This window comes from uncultured Anaerovibrio sp. (assembly GCA_902786545.1).
Lineage (GTDB): Bacteria > Bacillota > Negativicutes > Selenomonadales > Selenomonadaceae > Anaerovibrio.
This window is the reverse complement of sequence record CADACU010000033.1, coordinates 1-15181: the sequence shown is the minus strand read 5'-3', so window position 1 is coordinate 15181 and position 15181 is coordinate 1. Positions and strand designations below refer to the sequence as shown.

Here is a 15181-nt window from a genome sequence, read left to right as displayed (position 1 = left end):
TGAATTGACGGATAATAATAAAGAAATATCAACAGAGCAGGAGTTTATATTCTCTGATGAACAGTTTGATAAAATGGCAGCAGAGCAGAAAGCGGAGCGGATGAAGAGTCTGCGTCGGCATAAGCTGCCGGCCAAGCTGACTTTGGAAGCATCGCTGAACGCCCTGACCAAAAGTGAGTTGGAGGATATTCAATATAACTTAAATCTGCCTATGGCAACCAATATTAACCGGGTAAAAAAAGCCGATATGGTGGCAGAAATTTTGCCGGAGGTTGTAAAGTTCTCCCAGCGGTGGTTTGTAAGTATTTTTGAGGACCAGAAGGCGATTTTTGATTTTGTTTGCCAGCACCAGGGTATGGCTGGGGAATTAAAGATTGAGGACTACCGGCTGGATTATCTGCGGGGGATTGGTGTAATGTTCTGCGGCATGTCTGATGGCAAGCTGCTGTGGTATATGCCGGAGGAAATCCAGGCCGAATACACCAAGATTAACAATGGTGCTTTTCAGCAGATGGTGTCATTAAACGATGAGATTGCCCGTTTGTCTGCTGGCCTGATTTTTTATTATGGTGTTATGGATTATGACCAACTGTATGCCAGAGTGGGTGAACTGATTGACACGGAAGTGGAATTCTCCGATTTTATTGGGGTACTCTTTAACGGTGGCTGCTGGTGCAAGAATCTGGTTGTTGGGCAGCATGAACTGAAAAATGTTGATTTGATAAATATGGAGGCCCTTCAGCAGGAGCATTTGAAGAATTCCCAGCTGGATTTTATTGATATTCCATATAACAAAGCCTGGGATGCCGGTGAAGAGTCCTATGTGGAGTCCACCGGAGCATATCGGGCGCTGGCCCAGTTCTTTATGAATAAGTGCTCTTTGGATGTGCTTCAGGCGGCCGAAACGGTTCACACCATCAATATCATTATGCAGAATGGCTATGGTATGCAGGAAATTGTGGGCTTCCTGAAGGACCGTAAGCTGATTGTGACTGATTTAGATGAGACTCAAGAGTTATATGGGTTGATAAAACGCTACAACCGGACTTTGCCAATGTGGGCCTTAAAGGGCCACACCTTTGAGGAACTGGAGGATATGCCTCGCCCTACTATGGTACGTGTTGGTAAAAAAATCGGTCGCAATGATCCATGCCCTTGTGGCAGTGGCAAAAAATACAAGAATTGTTGCCTTGATAAAAATTATTGATAAAAAATAAAAAAGTGCTTGCATTATAATTTGCATTATAGTAGAATATCATCTGTCGGTGAAATACGACAGAGCATTCCTCGATAGTTCAGCCGGTAGAACGACGGACTGTTAATCCGTATGTCGCAGGTTCGAGTCCTGCTCGAGGAGCCAATGGCGCGTTGGTCAAGTGGTTAAGACACCGCCCTTTCACGGCGGCTTCACGGGTTCGAATCCCGTACGCGTCACCATTTCATTAAAAACGGGAATTATCCCTGTTATATATTTCAAGGGCGCTTAGCTCAGCTGGGAGAGCGTCTGCCTTACAAGCAGAATGTCAGCGGTTCGATCCCGTTAGCGCCCACCATTTGTCTTCAAGACTGTCTTCGGACAGTCTTTTTTGTTGCTTTCCTTGCTTTTTTCATATACCTCTAATACAATGAAGTGGGGAGGGATTTTGATGGACACACAGGAAAGACGCCGGCTGCTGCTGGATAGCTTGCGGACAGCCAATAAACCGCTTACCGGGGCGTTCCTTTCTAAAAAATTTAATGTCAGCCGCCAGATAATTGTAGGGGACATAAGCGTTATCCGGGCCGGTGGTGTTACCATATATGCCACTCCACGGGGATATGTGATGCCTCAGGAGGAAAGCTTGGGGCTGGTGGCTATTCTGGCCTGCAAGCATGATGACAAGCTGATGCGTCGGGAACTGGAAATTATTGTGGACAACGGTGGACATGTGCGGGATGTTATAGTTGAGCATCCATTATATGGTGAAATCCGGGCTGATTTGATGTTGTCTACCCGTCATGATGTGGATGTATTTCAGCAGCAGATGGCTGAATGTGATGGAAAACCTTTATCCCTTATCACAGAAGGGGTTCATCTCCATACCATTGAAGTGCCGGAGCAGGAGGTTTTGGACCGGATAAGGAATCAGCTGCAGGAAGCTGGTATTCTTTGCAATCAGTAATTTCTATGCTGCTCCCGGAGGTGATTGTGTTGGGAGTTTTAAGTGATTTGTGGCACAGTCTGGTGCTGAAAGACCAGACCAAAACTGAACAAGGGTATGTCAGTGCTGAAGAACACAAGGAATTGATTGGCTGCACCGGCATAGTATCCCGTGAATTACGGCCAGCCGGTACTGTTATTATCGATGGTGAACCGGTGGATGTGGTTTCAGAGGGAGATTATATACCCAAAGGACAACAGGTAAGAGTGGTTTCGGTCAATGGCAACAGGGTGGTTGTCCGTTGAGGCTTTTGAAAGGATGATATTATGGTTGAAGTGTTGGATTTTCTGCTGGATATGAGCGGATTGTGGATTTTCTTTTTTATTATTTTCTTGCTGGTATTTTTGCATTTTGTACCGATTCGGCTGTGGATTGCCGCCAAGGCGGCCAATGTGTCAGTTGGCATATTTACGCTGGTTGGTATGCGTTTGCGGCAGGTTATTCCTTCCAGAATAGTTTATCCATTGATTAAAGCCAATAAAGCTGGCCTTAGCGTGGAGGTTAACCAGCTGGAGGCACATTTTTTGGCCGGTGGTAATGTGGACAAGGTAGTTGATGCGTTGATTGCCGCCCATAGAGCCCAGATTCCCCTTCCGTTTGAGCGGTCTGCCGCTATTGATTTGGCTGGCCGTGATGTGCTGGAAGCTGTACAGATGAGCGTTAATCCAAAGGTTATTGAAACCCCGGTAGTTTCCGCTGTGGCGAAAAATGGTATTGAGTTGAAGATTAAGGCCAGAGTCACTGTGCGGGCCAATATTGACCGCTTGGTGGGTGGTGCCGGCGAACCAACCATAATTGCCCGTGTTGGTGAGGGTATTGTTACTACAGTAGGTTCTTCGGTAAGTCATACTGATGTGCTGGCCAACCCGGATGACATTTCCAAAACGGTATTGGGGAAAGGTCTGGATGCCGGTACGGCCTTTGAAATTCTTTCCATTGATATTGCCGATGTGGATGTTGGGCGGAATATCGGTGCCGAATTGATGACCGATCAGGCGGAAGCTGACAAGCGGATTGCCCAGGCCAAGGCCGAGGAACGCCGGGCTATGGCTGTAGCCAAGGAACAGGAAATGAAGGCGTATACCCAGGAAATGGAAGCCAAGGTAGTAGAAGCTCAGGCCGAGGTGCCGCATGCTATGGCTGAGGCTTTGAAAAATGGCAATTTGGGTGTGATGGATTATTACAACCTGAATAATGTGAAGGCGGATACTGATATGCGGGACAGCATTAGCCGTGGAGCATCGGACAGTACCTTGACTCCGCCGACTATAAAGTAGGTGAAGTACTATGGAAGATATCCTTCCTATTATAGTTTTTGTTTTGCTGGTGGTGGTAGGCAATGTGCTGGACAAGAAAAAGCCACCGGCAAAGCCTATGCCCCGGGACTGGACTCCACCGGATATAAAACCTGTTCCGGAGCCGGAGCCACCCCAACATAGGCCACACAAGCCTATGGAGTATGCCCAGGTGCATAATCCTTATCAGGAGTATTTAACCAGACATATAAGTGATAATAAAGCGGAAAAATATGTAGAGGAAGAGCCATCGCCTTATGCGGTGGAGACCGGGACACGGGTGATGTCACCTATGGCCCAGGCCATAATCTGGTCAGAAATTTTGGCCAAGCCGAAAGCCCGCCGTCACCGCTTTTAAACAATATGCAACCCAATAACAGTTACCCACCAAGGATAGCCGCCTCTGGGAGAAGTAGGTGCACAATTCGACCTAATTACCTATGGACCGTGGAGCTTAAGTGTACTCCCTTTGCGGGGAAGAAGCGGGTCATCTTCGGTGGCGTGGGATTAAAGTATTATTTCTAAACAGAATAAAAAAGGAACTGCATTTCGTTTTTGCAGTTCCTTTTTGCTTACTTTCGTCCGAAAGCAAATATTTTCACCATCAGGAAGGTTACCGGTATGCCAAGGATGGCGGCCAAAAGGTAACTCACCACTGGCGGGAAGTCCAGCCAATTGTAAAATATCAAGACGATAATGTTTTGAATGATGTAGTTTGGTACATAGGATATAAAGAATTTGACATATCGGCCCAGAGACAGCTTTTCGTGGAAAATAATGACACTGTTCATCCAGTAGGCGATAATATTGCCCATGATATAGCCGATGTTGAAATTGAGATTATTGTAAGGGGTCAGATAGGAGCAGAGCCAGGCAATAAAGGTGCCATTAAAGGTATTGATACAACCTATCACCAGAAATAGGAAAAATTCCTTGGTAAGAAAATGATGTTTTGCCTTGTCGATTATATTCATTTGCAGCCTCTGTTAATCGTTATTAAAATATTTATTGAAAAATTGCCACATAGCTATTAAAATGATTAGGTGAAATTTATAGCTAATATATAAGAAAAGAGATTACATATGAAGATTATATCAGTAGTTGTACCTGTATTCAATGAAGAAGATAATATAGAACATTTTTATGAGGCTGTTGCCCAGACCTTTGAATCGTTAAACTATGAATTCGAGCTGATTTTTGTAGATGACGGCTCAAAGGACAGTAGCCGGGATATTTTGTGCCGGTTGGAGGAAAAGGATGAGCGGGTGCAGTCCATTTTTTTGGCGAAGAATTCCGGCCATCAGCTGGCTCTCACCTGTGGTCTTGACCATGCCGATGGGGATGCGGTAATAATGATGGATGGAGATATGCAGCATCCACCAGAGCTGATTCCTACCCTTGTTGCCAAATGGGAAGAAGGGTATGAGGTGGTTCATACTATTCGCAAAAATACTGAAGGGGTTTCCGCCTTAAAAAAGATTACATCAGCTTATTATTACAAGATTTTAAATACCTTGTCCACCGTGCATATTCAGGAAGGCGGAGCTGATTTCCGCCTGATGGATCATAAGGTGGTAGTGGCCTTTCGACGGTATCGGGAGCATGCCCGGTTTATTCGCGGTATGATTGGTTCCATGGGCTTCAAGCAAACATACATTGAATTTGTGGCACCAAAGCGGTTTGCGGGAGTTTCAAAATTTTCGCCGCGGAAGATGCTTCATCTGGCCGTAGATGGGGTCATGGCTTTCTCAAGCTTACCCCTACGGATGGGATTATATATAGGAGTTTGTTGTGGCTTTCTGAGCTTTCTGTTATTCCTCCATGTTTTGGTATCCAAGTATGTGTTCAATGATGCAGTGGCCGGTTGGGCTACTATAACGGCTTGTATACTGTTCTTTGGAGGCGTGCAGCTAACCGTATTGGGAATTATGGGGGAATACATATCCCGGATTTATGAGGAAGTAAAAAATCGGCCGCTCTACCTTATTGGTCGGGGCAAACCAAAGGATTATAACGAAGTGAAGATGTCCCCCTCCTCTTTAGGTGGGGGTGAAAACAAACTATAACAGGTGGTGAGCATATCTCCACCTCGTTGAAACGCTAATTGGAAGATTTTTCTTCTGAAAGAAGAAAAATTTGAACAATGGCGTTATAAGTCTAAAGAGGAGTAATATACTCCTCTTTATTATTGTTATTTGTGTGATTTAGGAGGAGCATATGAAAGCGGTTGTTACCAGGGTGAATTCGGCATCAGTGGAAATTGAGGGGGAGATTAACGGTGCCATTGGCAAGGGCTTTTTGGTGTTGCTGGGAATTGGCCCGGATGATACTGAAACTGAGGCAGAGCTTTTGGCGGAAAAAATTTGCAACTGTCGGGTGTTTTCTGATGCAGATGGAAAGATGAATTTAAACCTGGAAACAGTGGGAGGAAGCCTACTGGTGGTGTCCCAGTTTACTCTGTTTGCTGATTTGAAGAGCCGTCGCCCCAGCTTTTCCGGGGCTGGAAAGCCGGATATAGCCATTCCATTATATGAAAGCTTTATGAACCATTGTCAGAGGCGAGGATTTACCGTTGAGCACGGAGAATTTGGTGCGGATATGAAGGTCGTTTCAGAAAATGATGGACCGGTGACCCTGCTTTTTGACACGGCGGACTGGAAGCGTTAAATGGTTACGGACCTTTGTTCCTCAACGCTATATTCATGTTAGGCCATAGCCGTGCCCAGCGCTTGCGTGTCGTTCAAGGGTGCATTTGCCAAGAACACCTTGACCACATAAATGCATCAATCTGTCATTGCCTTTGGCTTGACTTCTTGGGCATTTATAGTAAAATATAGTGGTACGACTGTGTAAATTATTACGGTCAGTTTTGATGATAATGAATGCTTGAAAAGCTTAATATTAACAGGGGAGGTGTGTTATTATCATTGAGATGGTTGTTGCAGCTGTTGGTGCACTTATTATAGGCGGCTTTGGCGGATATATGATGCGTAAGCAGGCGGCAGAGAAGCAGATTGGCTCGGCGGAAGAAGAGGCAAGACGCATTGTCAAGGAAGCAGAAGAAAAAGGTGAAGCAGCGAAAAAAATGAAAATGCTCGAGGCGAAGGAAGATGTACATCGGCTTCGTCAGGAGCTTGATAAGGATACCCGTGAGCGTCGGTCGGAAATTCAGCGTCATGAACGCCGGATAGTTCAGAAGGAAGAAAATCTGGACCGGAAGATTGATGCACTGGAAAAGAAGGAAGAAAATCTGGCTTCCCGCGAGGCTAAGCTGGAAAAGGTTCGGGTGGAAATCAACGAACTTCATGAGAAACAGAAGGAGGAACTGGAGCGGATTTCCGGTCTTTCTACTGAGGATGCCAAGAATATGCTTCTGGTTGAGGTTGAAGAAGAGCTGAAGCATGAAAAGGCAATTATGATTAAGGAATATGAGCAGCAGACCAAGGATGAGGCGGAAAAGAAGGCCAGAAATATCATTTCTTTGGCTATTCAGCGCTGTGCTGCTGACCATGTAGCCGAAACCACTGTCTCTGTGGTGGCATTACCAAATGATGAAATGAAGGGGCGTATCATTGGGCGTGAGGGCCGTAATATCCGGGCTCTCGAGACCATGACCGGCATTGACCTGATTATTGATGATACACCAGAGGCCGTAATTTTGTCCGGCTTTGATCCGGTACGCCGTGAGGTGGCCCGAATTGCTTTGGAAAAGCTCATAACCGATGGTCGTATTCATCCGGCCCGGATTGAGGAAATGGTGGAAAAGGCCCGTCGTGAGGTTGATCAGCGTATTAAGGAAGCTGGCGAACAGGCTACCTTTGATACTGGTGTGCATGGACTGCATCCAGAGCTCATTAAGCTGTTGGGCCGTTTAAGATATCGTACCAGTTACGGACAAAATGTACTCAACCATTCGGTAGAGGTGGCACATTTAGCTGGTATGATGGCTGCTGAGCTGGGCGTAGATGTTATGCTGGCAAAGCGGGCCGGTCTTATTCACGATATAGGTAAATCCATTGATAATGAAGTAGAAGGCACTCATGTTACTATCGGTGCTGATGTTGCCAAGAAGTATCGGGAATCCAAGCTGGTAATCAATGCAATTGCCGCGCACCATGGTGATGAACAGCCGATGACAGTGGAAGCCGTTCTGGTGGCCGCTGCCGATGCTGTATCTGCCGCTCGTCCTGGTGCTCGTCGCGAGAGCCTGGAGACCTATCTCAAGCGTCTTAGTCGTCTTGAGGAGATTGCAGAGAGCTTTCCTGGTGTTGAGCGATGCTTTGCTATTCAGGCTGGCCGCGAAATCCGCGTAATGGTTAAACCAGACAAGGTTGACGATGTGGAGGCAGTTGCTCTTGCTCACGATATCGTTAAGAAAATTGAGGCAGAGCTGGAATATCCGGGTCAGATTAAGGCTACTATCATTCGTGAAACCCGTGTAGTAGATTTTGCAAAATAAATTTTAAAATGGAAAATGATGTTGGGCTGTCCGTGATGTTGTTGCGGCAGCCCGATTTCGCTATATAATATAGTAGCACAGTAATCAAAATAGAATTTTTAGATAACTTCGTCACCTGTATGTCATCCTTTTCTATGGGGATAAGTCGTGTATAGCGATGAATCAGGCGGTGAATATTATTGGATAAAGGAGGCAGGTAAAATGGATTATTCAAAGGGAACTGACAGCGAAGTGAATATGGACAGCATCCAGCTGGTGGCTTCATTGCTCATCTGCTATCCAGAGTTTTCCAAGATTACCCTGGACTCCAAAAGTAAAGCAATTATAATGGAGCTTTCGGTCAAGGAAGCCCCGGACCAGGAGACTATGGCTGCCGGAGAGGACTTTATTGTGGACAGCTTGAAGCTGTACCATTCGTTGGAATATACCCGAGGAGCAAAGTTTGCCTTTTTCTATCAGGATTTTGCCCTGCATATATATCGGGATCTGGATACCTTTTCTCATGGTGAGGTGGGGTTGCTGCTTAGCTTGTTGAAGGATAAATTTGGTGCTATCATAATATCAGATGACAATCGGGATGCTGATGAGGAGCTGTTGGCTACCCAGGCGGAAATGATAGACCATCGCATTAGATTCTTGAAGGAAAACCGTATTCCTGAATCCATGGTGGGCGTTCGGGAAGAAGGCCGGGTTATGGTTTATGACCATGATTTGCTGTAGTATGAGGTGATATCCGTGCGAATACTAATTGTTGGTGATGTGGTGGGACGCCCAGGGCGCAAGGCCTTTGGCAAATACACCAAGGAGCTTCGCCAGAAGCATAATATAGATATTGTGATAGTAAATGGGGAGAATTCTGCCGGTGGCAAGGGAGTGAGCCGGAAATCCCTGGATGAGTTGTATGCGGCTGGGGCTGATATTGTTACCTCCGGCAATCATATCTGGGATAACAGGGAGGTCCAAGGGCTGATTGATGATGAGCCGTATCTGGTACGACCGGCTAACTATCCGGAGGGTGCTCCGGGCAAGGGCTGGTGCCTGTATCCATTTAAGGCAAAAAATATTGCCGTCATCAATTTGTCAGGGCGGGCATTTATGCCGGATATGGATTGCCCTTTCCAGAAAATTGATGATATATTATCTGAAATTGGTGACCAGGCGGATATAAAGATTCTGGATTTTCACGCAGAAACCACCTCGGAAAAAATGGCCATGGGATTTTATCTTGATGGGCGGGTTCAGGTGGTGGTAGGCACCCATACGCACATTCAGACTGCGGATGAGCGGTTGCTGCCCAACAGTACAGCTTATATCACTGATTTGGGGATGGTAGGCCCTTGGAACTCGGTGCTAGGGGTAAAATCGGATATTATTATAAAAAAATTTACCAGCTGTATGCCTGTACGGTTTGACCTGGCCGATGGTCCGGCAGTATACTCGGCCGTTATTGTGGAAATCGATGATGCCACCAATAAGGCTGTAGCTGTGGAACGACTGTTGATTAAAGAAGAATAATAAATCCCTTCATAAATAAAGCAGGACTTTCAGCGATAATTTAGAATATATATTGCTGAAATAAGTTTACGGAGAGAAAAATAATGGCAAGTGATTTACATACACATACCAGATGCTCGGATGGATTGCTGAATCCGGAGGAGCTCATTGAAGCAGCCAAAGAGGCTGGCCTTAACTATATAGCCATAACTGACCACGATACGGTCAACGGCGTTTGCCAGCTTTATGAGGCAGGCCTGTACCCGGCCAAAGGAATAAAGATTATTCCGGGCATCGAGTTCAGTGCACACCACGAAACCCAGGAAATACATATTTTGGGCTATAATATCGACATTTATGATAAAAATTTGACGGACCGTTTGAACGATGTGGTAGAGGGGCGTTGGACCAGATTTTCCAGTATGGTACAGAAGTTGCAGGAGCTGGAATACGACATTTCAGAGACTGATGTATTGGAAATCGCCGGTGACAGCACCTCCATCAGCCGGTCTCATATAGCCCAGGCTTTGGTGCGCAAAGGATATTTTCACACCGTTAAGGAGTGTTTTGACGAGGTTTTGGAAAAGGGGAGGCCAGCTTATGTGTCCCATTATCTTCTTCAGCCGGAGGAGATTATTGACCTGATAAAGCAGAGCGGTGGTATTCCGGTACTGGCCCACCCAAAGCTAATCAAGGATGATGCTTTGGTGGAGCATTTGCTGAAGCAGGGCATAGAGGGTGTGGAGGCCTTTTATCCAAAGCACAGCCCGGAGGATACGGAAAGATATGTGGCTATGGCCAATAAGTATAATCTAATGATAACCGGCGGATCGGATTTTCACGGTATAGAAGGCCGTATGCCCAAAAATTTGGGAGAGTTTTCCATTGAGGACAGCTATGCGGCTGAGATATATCGTGAGCCGAATATTTAATTTATATTTTGTGAGTTCTACAGCGTGATGCTGTTTTGCATAGGCGGTGATTGTATGGATGTTATTGCATTTGTTGGACCCAGTGGAACGGGGAAAAGTCACAGAGCCCTTTTGGTAGCCCACAATACTCAGGCAGATGCCATTATAGATGATGGCCTGTATATTAAGGATGGCCGAATAATGGCCGGTACTTCGGCCAAGAAAGAGCAGAACAAGGTCCTGGCAGTAAAACGGGCGATTTTTGTTTTGCCGGGGCACGCTGAAGAAGTGCGGGAGGCCATTAAGGAAAGCAGTCCCAAGCGGATTTTGATTTTGGGGACTTCGGAAAATATGGTAATAAAGATTGCCAAGGCATTGGAGTTGCCGGATATTTCCAAGTTTATCCATATAGAGGATATTGCCACCGAGGCAGAAATGAAAAAGGCGCAGGAGCATCGTCTGCAAAAAGGTAAGCATGTGGTGCCAGTGCCAACTATTGAGCTAAAGCCACATTTTTCCGGGTATTTAGTGGATTCGCTGAAGTCAATGGTAAAACGCAGCTCAGATCAGCAGCGGCGGCATCGCCATTTGGGCGAAAAATCCATTGTTCGGCCGGTATTCAGCTATTGCGGTAAGCTGGTCATTGAGGATTCGGCTATTGCGGCCATGGTACGAAGAATTCTCATTGATGGTGGCAGTGTGAATAAGGTGGCCGGAGTTGAGGTCCGCCATGTATACAAGGGGGACGGTGCCGTTGGCTACGAATCTCAGGGGGTGGAGATAAGCTGTGCGGTGACCATTTCCTTCGGAAAGCATATTCCGACTTTGGTACAGCAGATGCAGGCACTGGTGAAGAAGGAAGTGGAACGGCTGACTGGTATGGCGGTCAAAAAGGTCAATATCACTATCCGGGCGTTGTTTATTCAACCGAAAAATATGTAAACAAAAAAGAGGCTTGATAGCCTCTTTTATTTTTGCAATGGCAGGGGTAGCAGGACTCGAACCTACGAATGCTGGATTCAGAATCCAGTGCCTTACCAACTTGGCGATACCCCTATATAATTTGTAGTTGTGCGCTCACAACGATACACAGTATACGCTATTTTGGGGTAGGTTGTCAAGAAAAACAAAGTTATTTCTTTTCGATTTTTAGTGCGGTATCAAGATTGATTTCAAAGGTCCGTGGCCATGGGAAAAAAGCATCCATTGATATATCAGTCACGGCATAGGTGGTGTTGGTTTCCGGAAGCCTAAAGGGTGCCTTGAAGGAGTGGGAATATTTGTACTGGGATAACCGTTGGTTCAAGGCGCTCCGCAGCATATCCGCACTCCATACATAATTGTGGTTTAAATCCAAATCATAGACATTGGCGTAGCCCTTTTTCTTCAGCGAAATATTTACTACATCGATAATATCCTTCAAATAGTAATAATCCTCCAAGAACCGATTGTTGAGGTTATGCAGGTTGTAATAAACAGCGGTATCCTTGTCAGAGGCTGTTTCCAGGGATGAAAGATAAATTTCGGCCTGGGCAATGGCCGTGCCAATGGAATTGCTGGCTGTGTTCCAGCCGGCATAGGCGATCAGACTGTTCACTGGATAGTTTTCCTTTAGCATAAGTGGAAAAAGGGCTTCTGTAGCGGAAAATTTTTGACTGAGATCCACCAGAGCAATGTGTTTTCCCTGGTCAGCCTGCTTTCGCAGCCATTCAATGCTGCTCCGCCGGTTGTTCATATTCCCCTTGCTGCCACAGCTGATGAAGAGAATGTAGTCAGCTTCGTTGACGGAGGTCACTACCTGAGAGTGGGTGAATGCCAGCCGCTCGAGGGCGGTTTCCCGGCTGCTTATGGCCATATATGGCATTATTTCCTCGGCGGCATCCTCGGAATTATAGGCGAGGTAAACCTTGAAGCTTTTCTGACGGTTTTTATCGGTACTGTATACCTTGTTAGTGGTAATATTTGTTAATATTGAAAGAGCAACCTCATCTGCCCCGTGAATTACTGCCAGCCGATCGGTGGTGATACCCTGTTCCTGGACATAGCTCATAAATTCAGTCAGCTTTAGGTTGGGAAGACTGTATTCTTCACCGTCATCCTGAGCCAGTACCAGCTGGTGCAGAACACCTTCCTGCATCAGCCAGGCCAGTCGGCAGTTCAGCCGTAAATTGCGTTCATATACTTCCTGATAGGCCTGCAGGTGGGCGGGAGAAAGGCCCTGTTCAGCGGCATATAGCAGTTCGTAGTTTTCAGCTGTTGGCTCACAGAAATACTGGTGAAATCTTCGGGACCATTCCATCAGCTGCTGCCGGTCTTCGTAGGCTTCGATGTAGTCCGGTGGAGTCATTCGCGGCAGGATGGCAAAGGCATACAGCTTGACCGATGGGTTATTGGCATGGAGCTCTCGCAGATAGGCGACAAGACGGTTTATATCTTCATCAGAGATGCTTTTGTTGCGGGAAGCAATTAGCCCACCATACAGCAGTTGATCAATGGAAACAATGGCTTCCTCGGCCTGGGAGCTTTTTAATTCAGTTGCCAGCCAGCTCTGCAGGCTACCAATATCCCCCGGCTGGGTGTAAAAATCCATATACTGGCCAGGTGGAGTGATGACAGTGATGCCGGCCGTGCGGGCGTTATCGGCTACCAGCTTGGTGCAGGGCGGACGGCTGTCCAGTGGCATAAGTATTATTTTGTGTGTACTGGCCGGGCCCGGGAGTACAGCATCGTAGTGTGGGTCACTGGTTAGATAATATATTATTCCGGTAATGGAAATAAGAATAACGGCAATAATCGCGAATTTTTTCATATAGTCCTCGATAAAGTGTAATTTTCTCTTATTATACAATTTAAAGCAGGGAAAAGAAATATTGACATCATTGGTAATAGCCGATGATGTCAATTTTCGGAAAGAAAAAAGGAACCAGGCGAATGGTTCCTTTTGGAGGGATGGAATATGAAAACGAGTTTTGCAACTTTCTATGGTCAAATAATACAGTAAAAAAATGGAAAAAATATGGAAAATAGATGAATTTAATCTGAAAATTGACTATTTTATGTTAAAATGAAGAAAACAGATAATGAGGTCTTTTTTTATGCGTATAATTACTGGCCTGGCCAAGGGTTGCAAGCTGAAAACACCGAGGGGGATGGCTACCCGCCCAACCTCGGACCGGGTGAAGGAATCCTTGTTCAGTATTCTTGGAAATGAGGTATGGGGGAAAACCATACTGGATATTTTTGCCGGGACTGGCGGCCTTGGATTGGAGGCTTTAAGCCGGGGGGCAAAGTATGCTGCCTTTGTTGATAAGGCCACAGCAGATATCATAAGGTTTAATGCTGAACATACCCATTTGGCGGATAAAGCAGATGTTTTTAAAGGCGATGTGTTTGCCGTTATGGACCAGTTGGCGGCCCAAGGCAAAAGGTTTGATATAGTTTTTTGTGATCCGCCATACCATTTGGGACTGTGGGAGCGGGCCTTGACTCAGCTGGATAATGGGAGATTGCTGAATGAGGCGGCACTGGTGATAGTGGAGCAGGGTGGTGATGAAAACGAGCTGCCGGATCTGACGCATTTAAAGCTGTTGCGCAATCAGCGATATGGCAAAACTACTCAGATAAATATTTTTGAGTATAAAAGTGGCAATACAATCGATTAACAGGAGATGGATGAATAATGAAAAAGGCAGTTTTCCCGGGAAGCTTTGATCCGGTGACTAACGGACATATTGATATTATCCGCCGGGCAGCTACTGTATTTGATACATTGGTGGTAGGAGTGTTCAACAATGTGCGGAAACAGTCCTTTTTGCCGGTGGAAGACCGGGTTGTGGCTCTGCAGGAAGCTCTTACGGATGTAAAAAATGTTCAGGTAGTATCCTTTGACGGATTGCTGACGGACTATATGGTGCAGAATGATATCAAAGTGATTGTTCGTGGACTGCGGTCAGTTACCGACTATGAATACGAGCAGGGACAGGCTCAGATTATTCATCAGCTGAACCCGACAATAGATACATTTTTCCTCCTGACCAAACCGGAATGTTCTTTTGTAAGTTCTTCTGTGGTACGGGAAATTCATCATTTTGGGGGAGATATTAGCACTTTGGTGCCCAAATCGGTCTTAAAGGCTATTGAATGTTTTTCCAATAAATGATATGCTATTAGGGTATAAATATGTATTCGTAGAAAGTGGGCTTTGAACGATGGAAATAGATAACATTTTAGAGGAAATTGAGAATTTGGTAGCGTCTTCTAATCGAGTTCCGTTTGTTGATAAGGTTATGATTGACGATGTGGAGCTGTTTCGCTTGATGGATGTTTTGAGAAGTGAGTTGCCACGGGAAATTCAGGATGCCTATGATATCGTAAAGCGTCGTGATGATATTATCCAGGCTGCTCAGGCGGAGGCTGACCGGCTGCTGGAGGGAGCAAAGCGTGAGGCTACGCAGACGGTAGAACAGGCTAAATCATATGCCCAGAAGGCCGTGGAAGAAAGCGAGATCGTTCAGCAGGCCAAGGCTCAGGAAAGACAGATTATGGAACAGACCATGGCCCAGGCCCAGCAGTTAAAGACTGAGACTGAGCAGTATGCAGCTGATCTGAAGAGTAGTGCGGAATCCTACGCAGATCAGGTTTTCAATCATGTTATTGAAAGTGTTGGGGATGCCCTTCAGGCGGTTCAGCAGGCCAAAAGTCAGCTGAATGACCAGCGGTAATTTTATAACGAGCTTTAAGATGTCCCCCACCTCTTTAGGTGGGGGAAAACAAACTACAACAGCTGGCGAGCATATCTCCCAGCTCGTTGCGACGCGAAGC

Annotated in this window: 17 protein-coding genes and 4 tRNA genes; 18 read left to right on the top strand and 3 right to left on the bottom strand. The window is 46.0% G+C overall.

Annotated elements, in window-relative coordinates; genetic code table 11:
- Positions 1–4 precede the first annotated feature (4 nt).
- The 8 genes from QZV24_RS07410 (at position 5) to QZV24_RS07375 (ending at position 3854) form a co-directional block, all read left to right on the top strand.
- Positions 5–1207, top strand: a complete 1203-nt coding sequence (locus QZV24_RS07410; RefSeq protein ID WP_294522262.1) for a YecA family protein — start codon at positions 5–7, stop codon at positions 1205–1207.
- Between the two features lie 77 nt (positions 1208–1284).
- Positions 1285–1360 (top strand) — tRNA-Asn (locus tag QZV24_RS07405).
- 2 nt (positions 1361–1362) lie between these two features.
- Positions 1363–1437 (top strand) — tRNA-Glu (locus tag QZV24_RS07400).
- Positions 1438–1477: 40 nt separating this feature from the next.
- A tRNA-Val gene (locus QZV24_RS07395) sits at positions 1478–1553 on the top strand.
- Between the two features lie 93 nt (positions 1554–1646).
- Entirely contained in the window at positions 1647–2162 is a 516-nt protein-coding gene (locus tag QZV24_RS07390) for a transcription repressor NadR (RefSeq protein WP_294522259.1), read from the top strand.
- Entirely contained in the window at positions 2150–2446 is a 297-nt protein-coding gene (locus QZV24_RS07385; protein ID WP_290654869.1) for an NfeD family protein, read from the top strand. Before QZV24_RS07390 ends, QZV24_RS07385 begins: the two co-directional genes overlap by 13 nt.
- A 51-nt stretch (positions 2447–2497) precedes the next feature.
- Complete coding sequence (gene floA / locus QZV24_RS07380; protein WP_290655076.1) at positions 2498–3478, top strand: flotillin-like protein FloA; 981 nt, start codon at positions 2498–2500, stop codon at positions 3476–3478.
- A 10-nt stretch (positions 3479–3488) separates the two neighbouring features.
- Positions 3489–3854 (top strand): hypothetical protein, encoded by a 366-nt coding sequence (locus QZV24_RS07375; RefSeq protein ID WP_294522256.1) that lies wholly within the window; start codon positions 3489–3491, stop codon positions 3852–3854.
- A gap of 214 nt (positions 3855–4068) precedes the next feature.
- Here the strand turns inward: QZV24_RS07375 and QZV24_RS07370 are convergent, their stop codons facing one another.
- Positions 4069–4470, bottom strand: a complete 402-nt coding sequence (locus QZV24_RS07370) for a GtrA family protein (protein ID WP_290654873.1) — start codon at positions 4468–4470, stop codon at positions 4069–4071.
- Positions 4471–4578: 108 nt separating this feature from the next.
- Between QZV24_RS07370 and QZV24_RS07365 the strand changes: the two genes are divergently transcribed.
- The 7 genes from QZV24_RS07365 to QZV24_RS07335 all read left to right on the top strand — a co-directional run bounded on the left by QZV24_RS07365 (position 4579) and on the right by QZV24_RS07335 (position 11302).
- Positions 4579–5562, top strand: a complete 984-nt coding sequence (locus tag QZV24_RS07365; RefSeq protein WP_294522252.1) for a glycosyltransferase family 2 protein — start codon at positions 4579–4581, stop codon at positions 5560–5562.
- 151 nt (positions 5563–5713) lie between these two features.
- On the top strand, positions 5714–6163 hold the full coding sequence (dtd, locus tag QZV24_RS07360; RefSeq protein ID WP_294522249.1) for a D-aminoacyl-tRNA deacylase: 450 nt from the start codon (positions 5714–5716) through the stop codon (positions 6161–6163).
- 265 nt (positions 6164–6428) lie between these two features.
- On the top strand, positions 6429–7955 hold the full coding sequence (rny, locus tag QZV24_RS07355; RefSeq protein ID WP_290654878.1) for a ribonuclease Y: 1527 nt from the start codon (positions 6429–6431) through the stop codon (positions 7953–7955).
- 201 nt (positions 7956–8156) lie between these two features.
- Positions 8157–8675 (top strand): hypothetical protein, encoded by a 519-nt coding sequence (locus QZV24_RS07350; RefSeq protein WP_294522244.1) that lies wholly within the window; start codon positions 8157–8159, stop codon positions 8673–8675.
- Between the two features lie 15 nt (positions 8676–8690).
- Positions 8691–9470, top strand: coding sequence for a TIGR00282 family metallophosphoesterase (locus QZV24_RS07345; protein ID WP_290654880.1), 780 nt, complete (start codon positions 8691–8693; stop codon positions 9468–9470).
- Positions 9471–9553: 83 nt separating this feature from the next.
- Positions 9554–10381 (top strand): PHP domain-containing protein, encoded by an 828-nt coding sequence (locus tag QZV24_RS07340; protein WP_294522241.1) that lies wholly within the window; start codon positions 9554–9556, stop codon positions 10379–10381.
- Positions 10382–10435: 54 nt separating this feature from the next.
- Positions 10436–11302, top strand: a complete 867-nt coding sequence (locus tag QZV24_RS07335) for an Asp23/Gls24 family envelope stress response protein (protein WP_294522238.1) — start codon at positions 10436–10438, stop codon at positions 11300–11302.
- Between the two features lie 38 nt (positions 11303–11340).
- Here the strand turns inward: QZV24_RS07335 and QZV24_RS07330 are convergent.
- Both QZV24_RS07330 and QZV24_RS07325 read right to left on the bottom strand, forming a co-directional pair.
- Positions 11341–11416: transfer RNA gene (locus tag QZV24_RS07330), tRNA-Gln, on the bottom strand.
- A 76-nt stretch (positions 11417–11492) separates the two neighbouring features.
- Positions 11493–13169 (bottom strand): DUF4127 family protein, encoded by a 1677-nt coding sequence (locus QZV24_RS07325; protein WP_294522235.1) that lies wholly within the window; start codon positions 13167–13169, stop codon positions 11493–11495.
- Positions 13170–13455: 286 nt separating this feature from the next.
- On the opposite strand from QZV24_RS07325, the gene rsmD reads away from it, so the two are divergent.
- The 3 genes from rsmD to QZV24_RS07310 are packed head-to-tail and all read left to right on the top strand — an operon-like array spanning position 13456 to position 15081.
- On the top strand, positions 13456–14022 hold the full coding sequence (gene rsmD / locus QZV24_RS07320; protein WP_294522231.1) for a 16S rRNA (guanine(966)-N(2))-methyltransferase RsmD: 567 nt from the start codon (positions 13456–13458) through the stop codon (positions 14020–14022).
- A 17-nt stretch (positions 14023–14039) separates the two neighbouring features.
- Positions 14040–14519 (top strand): pantetheine-phosphate adenylyltransferase, encoded by a 480-nt coding sequence (coaD, locus tag QZV24_RS07315; protein WP_294522228.1) that lies wholly within the window; start codon positions 14040–14042, stop codon positions 14517–14519.
- Positions 14520–14568: 49 nt separating this feature from the next.
- The gene (locus tag QZV24_RS07310) at positions 14569–15081 is read left to right on the top strand and encodes an ATPase (protein ID WP_294522225.1); all 513 of its coding nucleotides are present in this window, start codon (positions 14569–14571) and stop codon (positions 15079–15081) included.
- The last annotated feature ends 100 nt before the right edge of the window (positions 15082–15181 follow it).

Excerpts from the sequence above, each read along its gene's own strand:
- QZV24_RS07390 (WP_294522259.1), top strand. The coding sequence starts at position 1,647 with ATGGACACACAGGAAAGACGCCGGCTGCTGCTGGATAGCTTGCGGACA.
- floA (WP_290655076.1), top strand. The coding sequence starts at position 2,498 with ATGAGCGGATTGTGGATTTTCTTTTTTATTATTTTCTTGCTGGTATTT.
- QZV24_RS07375 (WP_294522256.1), top strand. The coding sequence starts at position 3,489 with ATGGAAGATATCCTTCCTATTATAGTTTTTGTTTTGCTGGTGGTGGTA.
- QZV24_RS07370 (WP_290654873.1), bottom strand. The coding sequence starts at position 4,470 with ATGAATATAATCGACAAGGCAAAACATCATTTTCTTACCAAGGAATTT.
- QZV24_RS07365 (WP_294522252.1), top strand. The coding sequence starts at position 4,579 with ATGAAGATTATATCAGTAGTTGTACCTGTATTCAATGAAGAAGATAAT.
- dtd (WP_294522249.1), top strand. The coding sequence starts at position 5,714 with ATGAAAGCGGTTGTTACCAGGGTGAATTCGGCATCAGTGGAAATTGAG.
- rny (WP_290654878.1), top strand. The coding sequence starts at position 6,429 with ATGGTTGTTGCAGCTGTTGGTGCACTTATTATAGGCGGCTTTGGCGGA.
- QZV24_RS07350 (WP_294522244.1), top strand. The coding sequence starts at position 8,157 with ATGGATTATTCAAAGGGAACTGACAGCGAAGTGAATATGGACAGCATC.
- QZV24_RS07340 (WP_294522241.1), top strand. The coding sequence starts at position 9,554 with ATGGCAAGTGATTTACATACACATACCAGATGCTCGGATGGATTGCTG.
- QZV24_RS07335 (WP_294522238.1), top strand. The coding sequence starts at position 10,436 with ATGGATGTTATTGCATTTGTTGGACCCAGTGGAACGGGGAAAAGTCAC.
- QZV24_RS07325 (WP_294522235.1), bottom strand. The coding sequence starts at position 13,169 with ATGAAAAAATTCGCGATTATTGCCGTTATTCTTATTTCCATTACCGGA.
- rsmD (WP_294522231.1), top strand. The coding sequence starts at position 13,456 with ATGCGTATAATTACTGGCCTGGCCAAGGGTTGCAAGCTGAAAACACCG.
- coaD (WP_294522228.1), top strand. The coding sequence starts at position 14,040 with ATGAAAAAGGCAGTTTTCCCGGGAAGCTTTGATCCGGTGACTAACGGA.
- QZV24_RS07310 (WP_294522225.1), top strand. The coding sequence starts at position 14,569 with ATGGAAATAGATAACATTTTAGAGGAAATTGAGAATTTGGTAGCGTCT.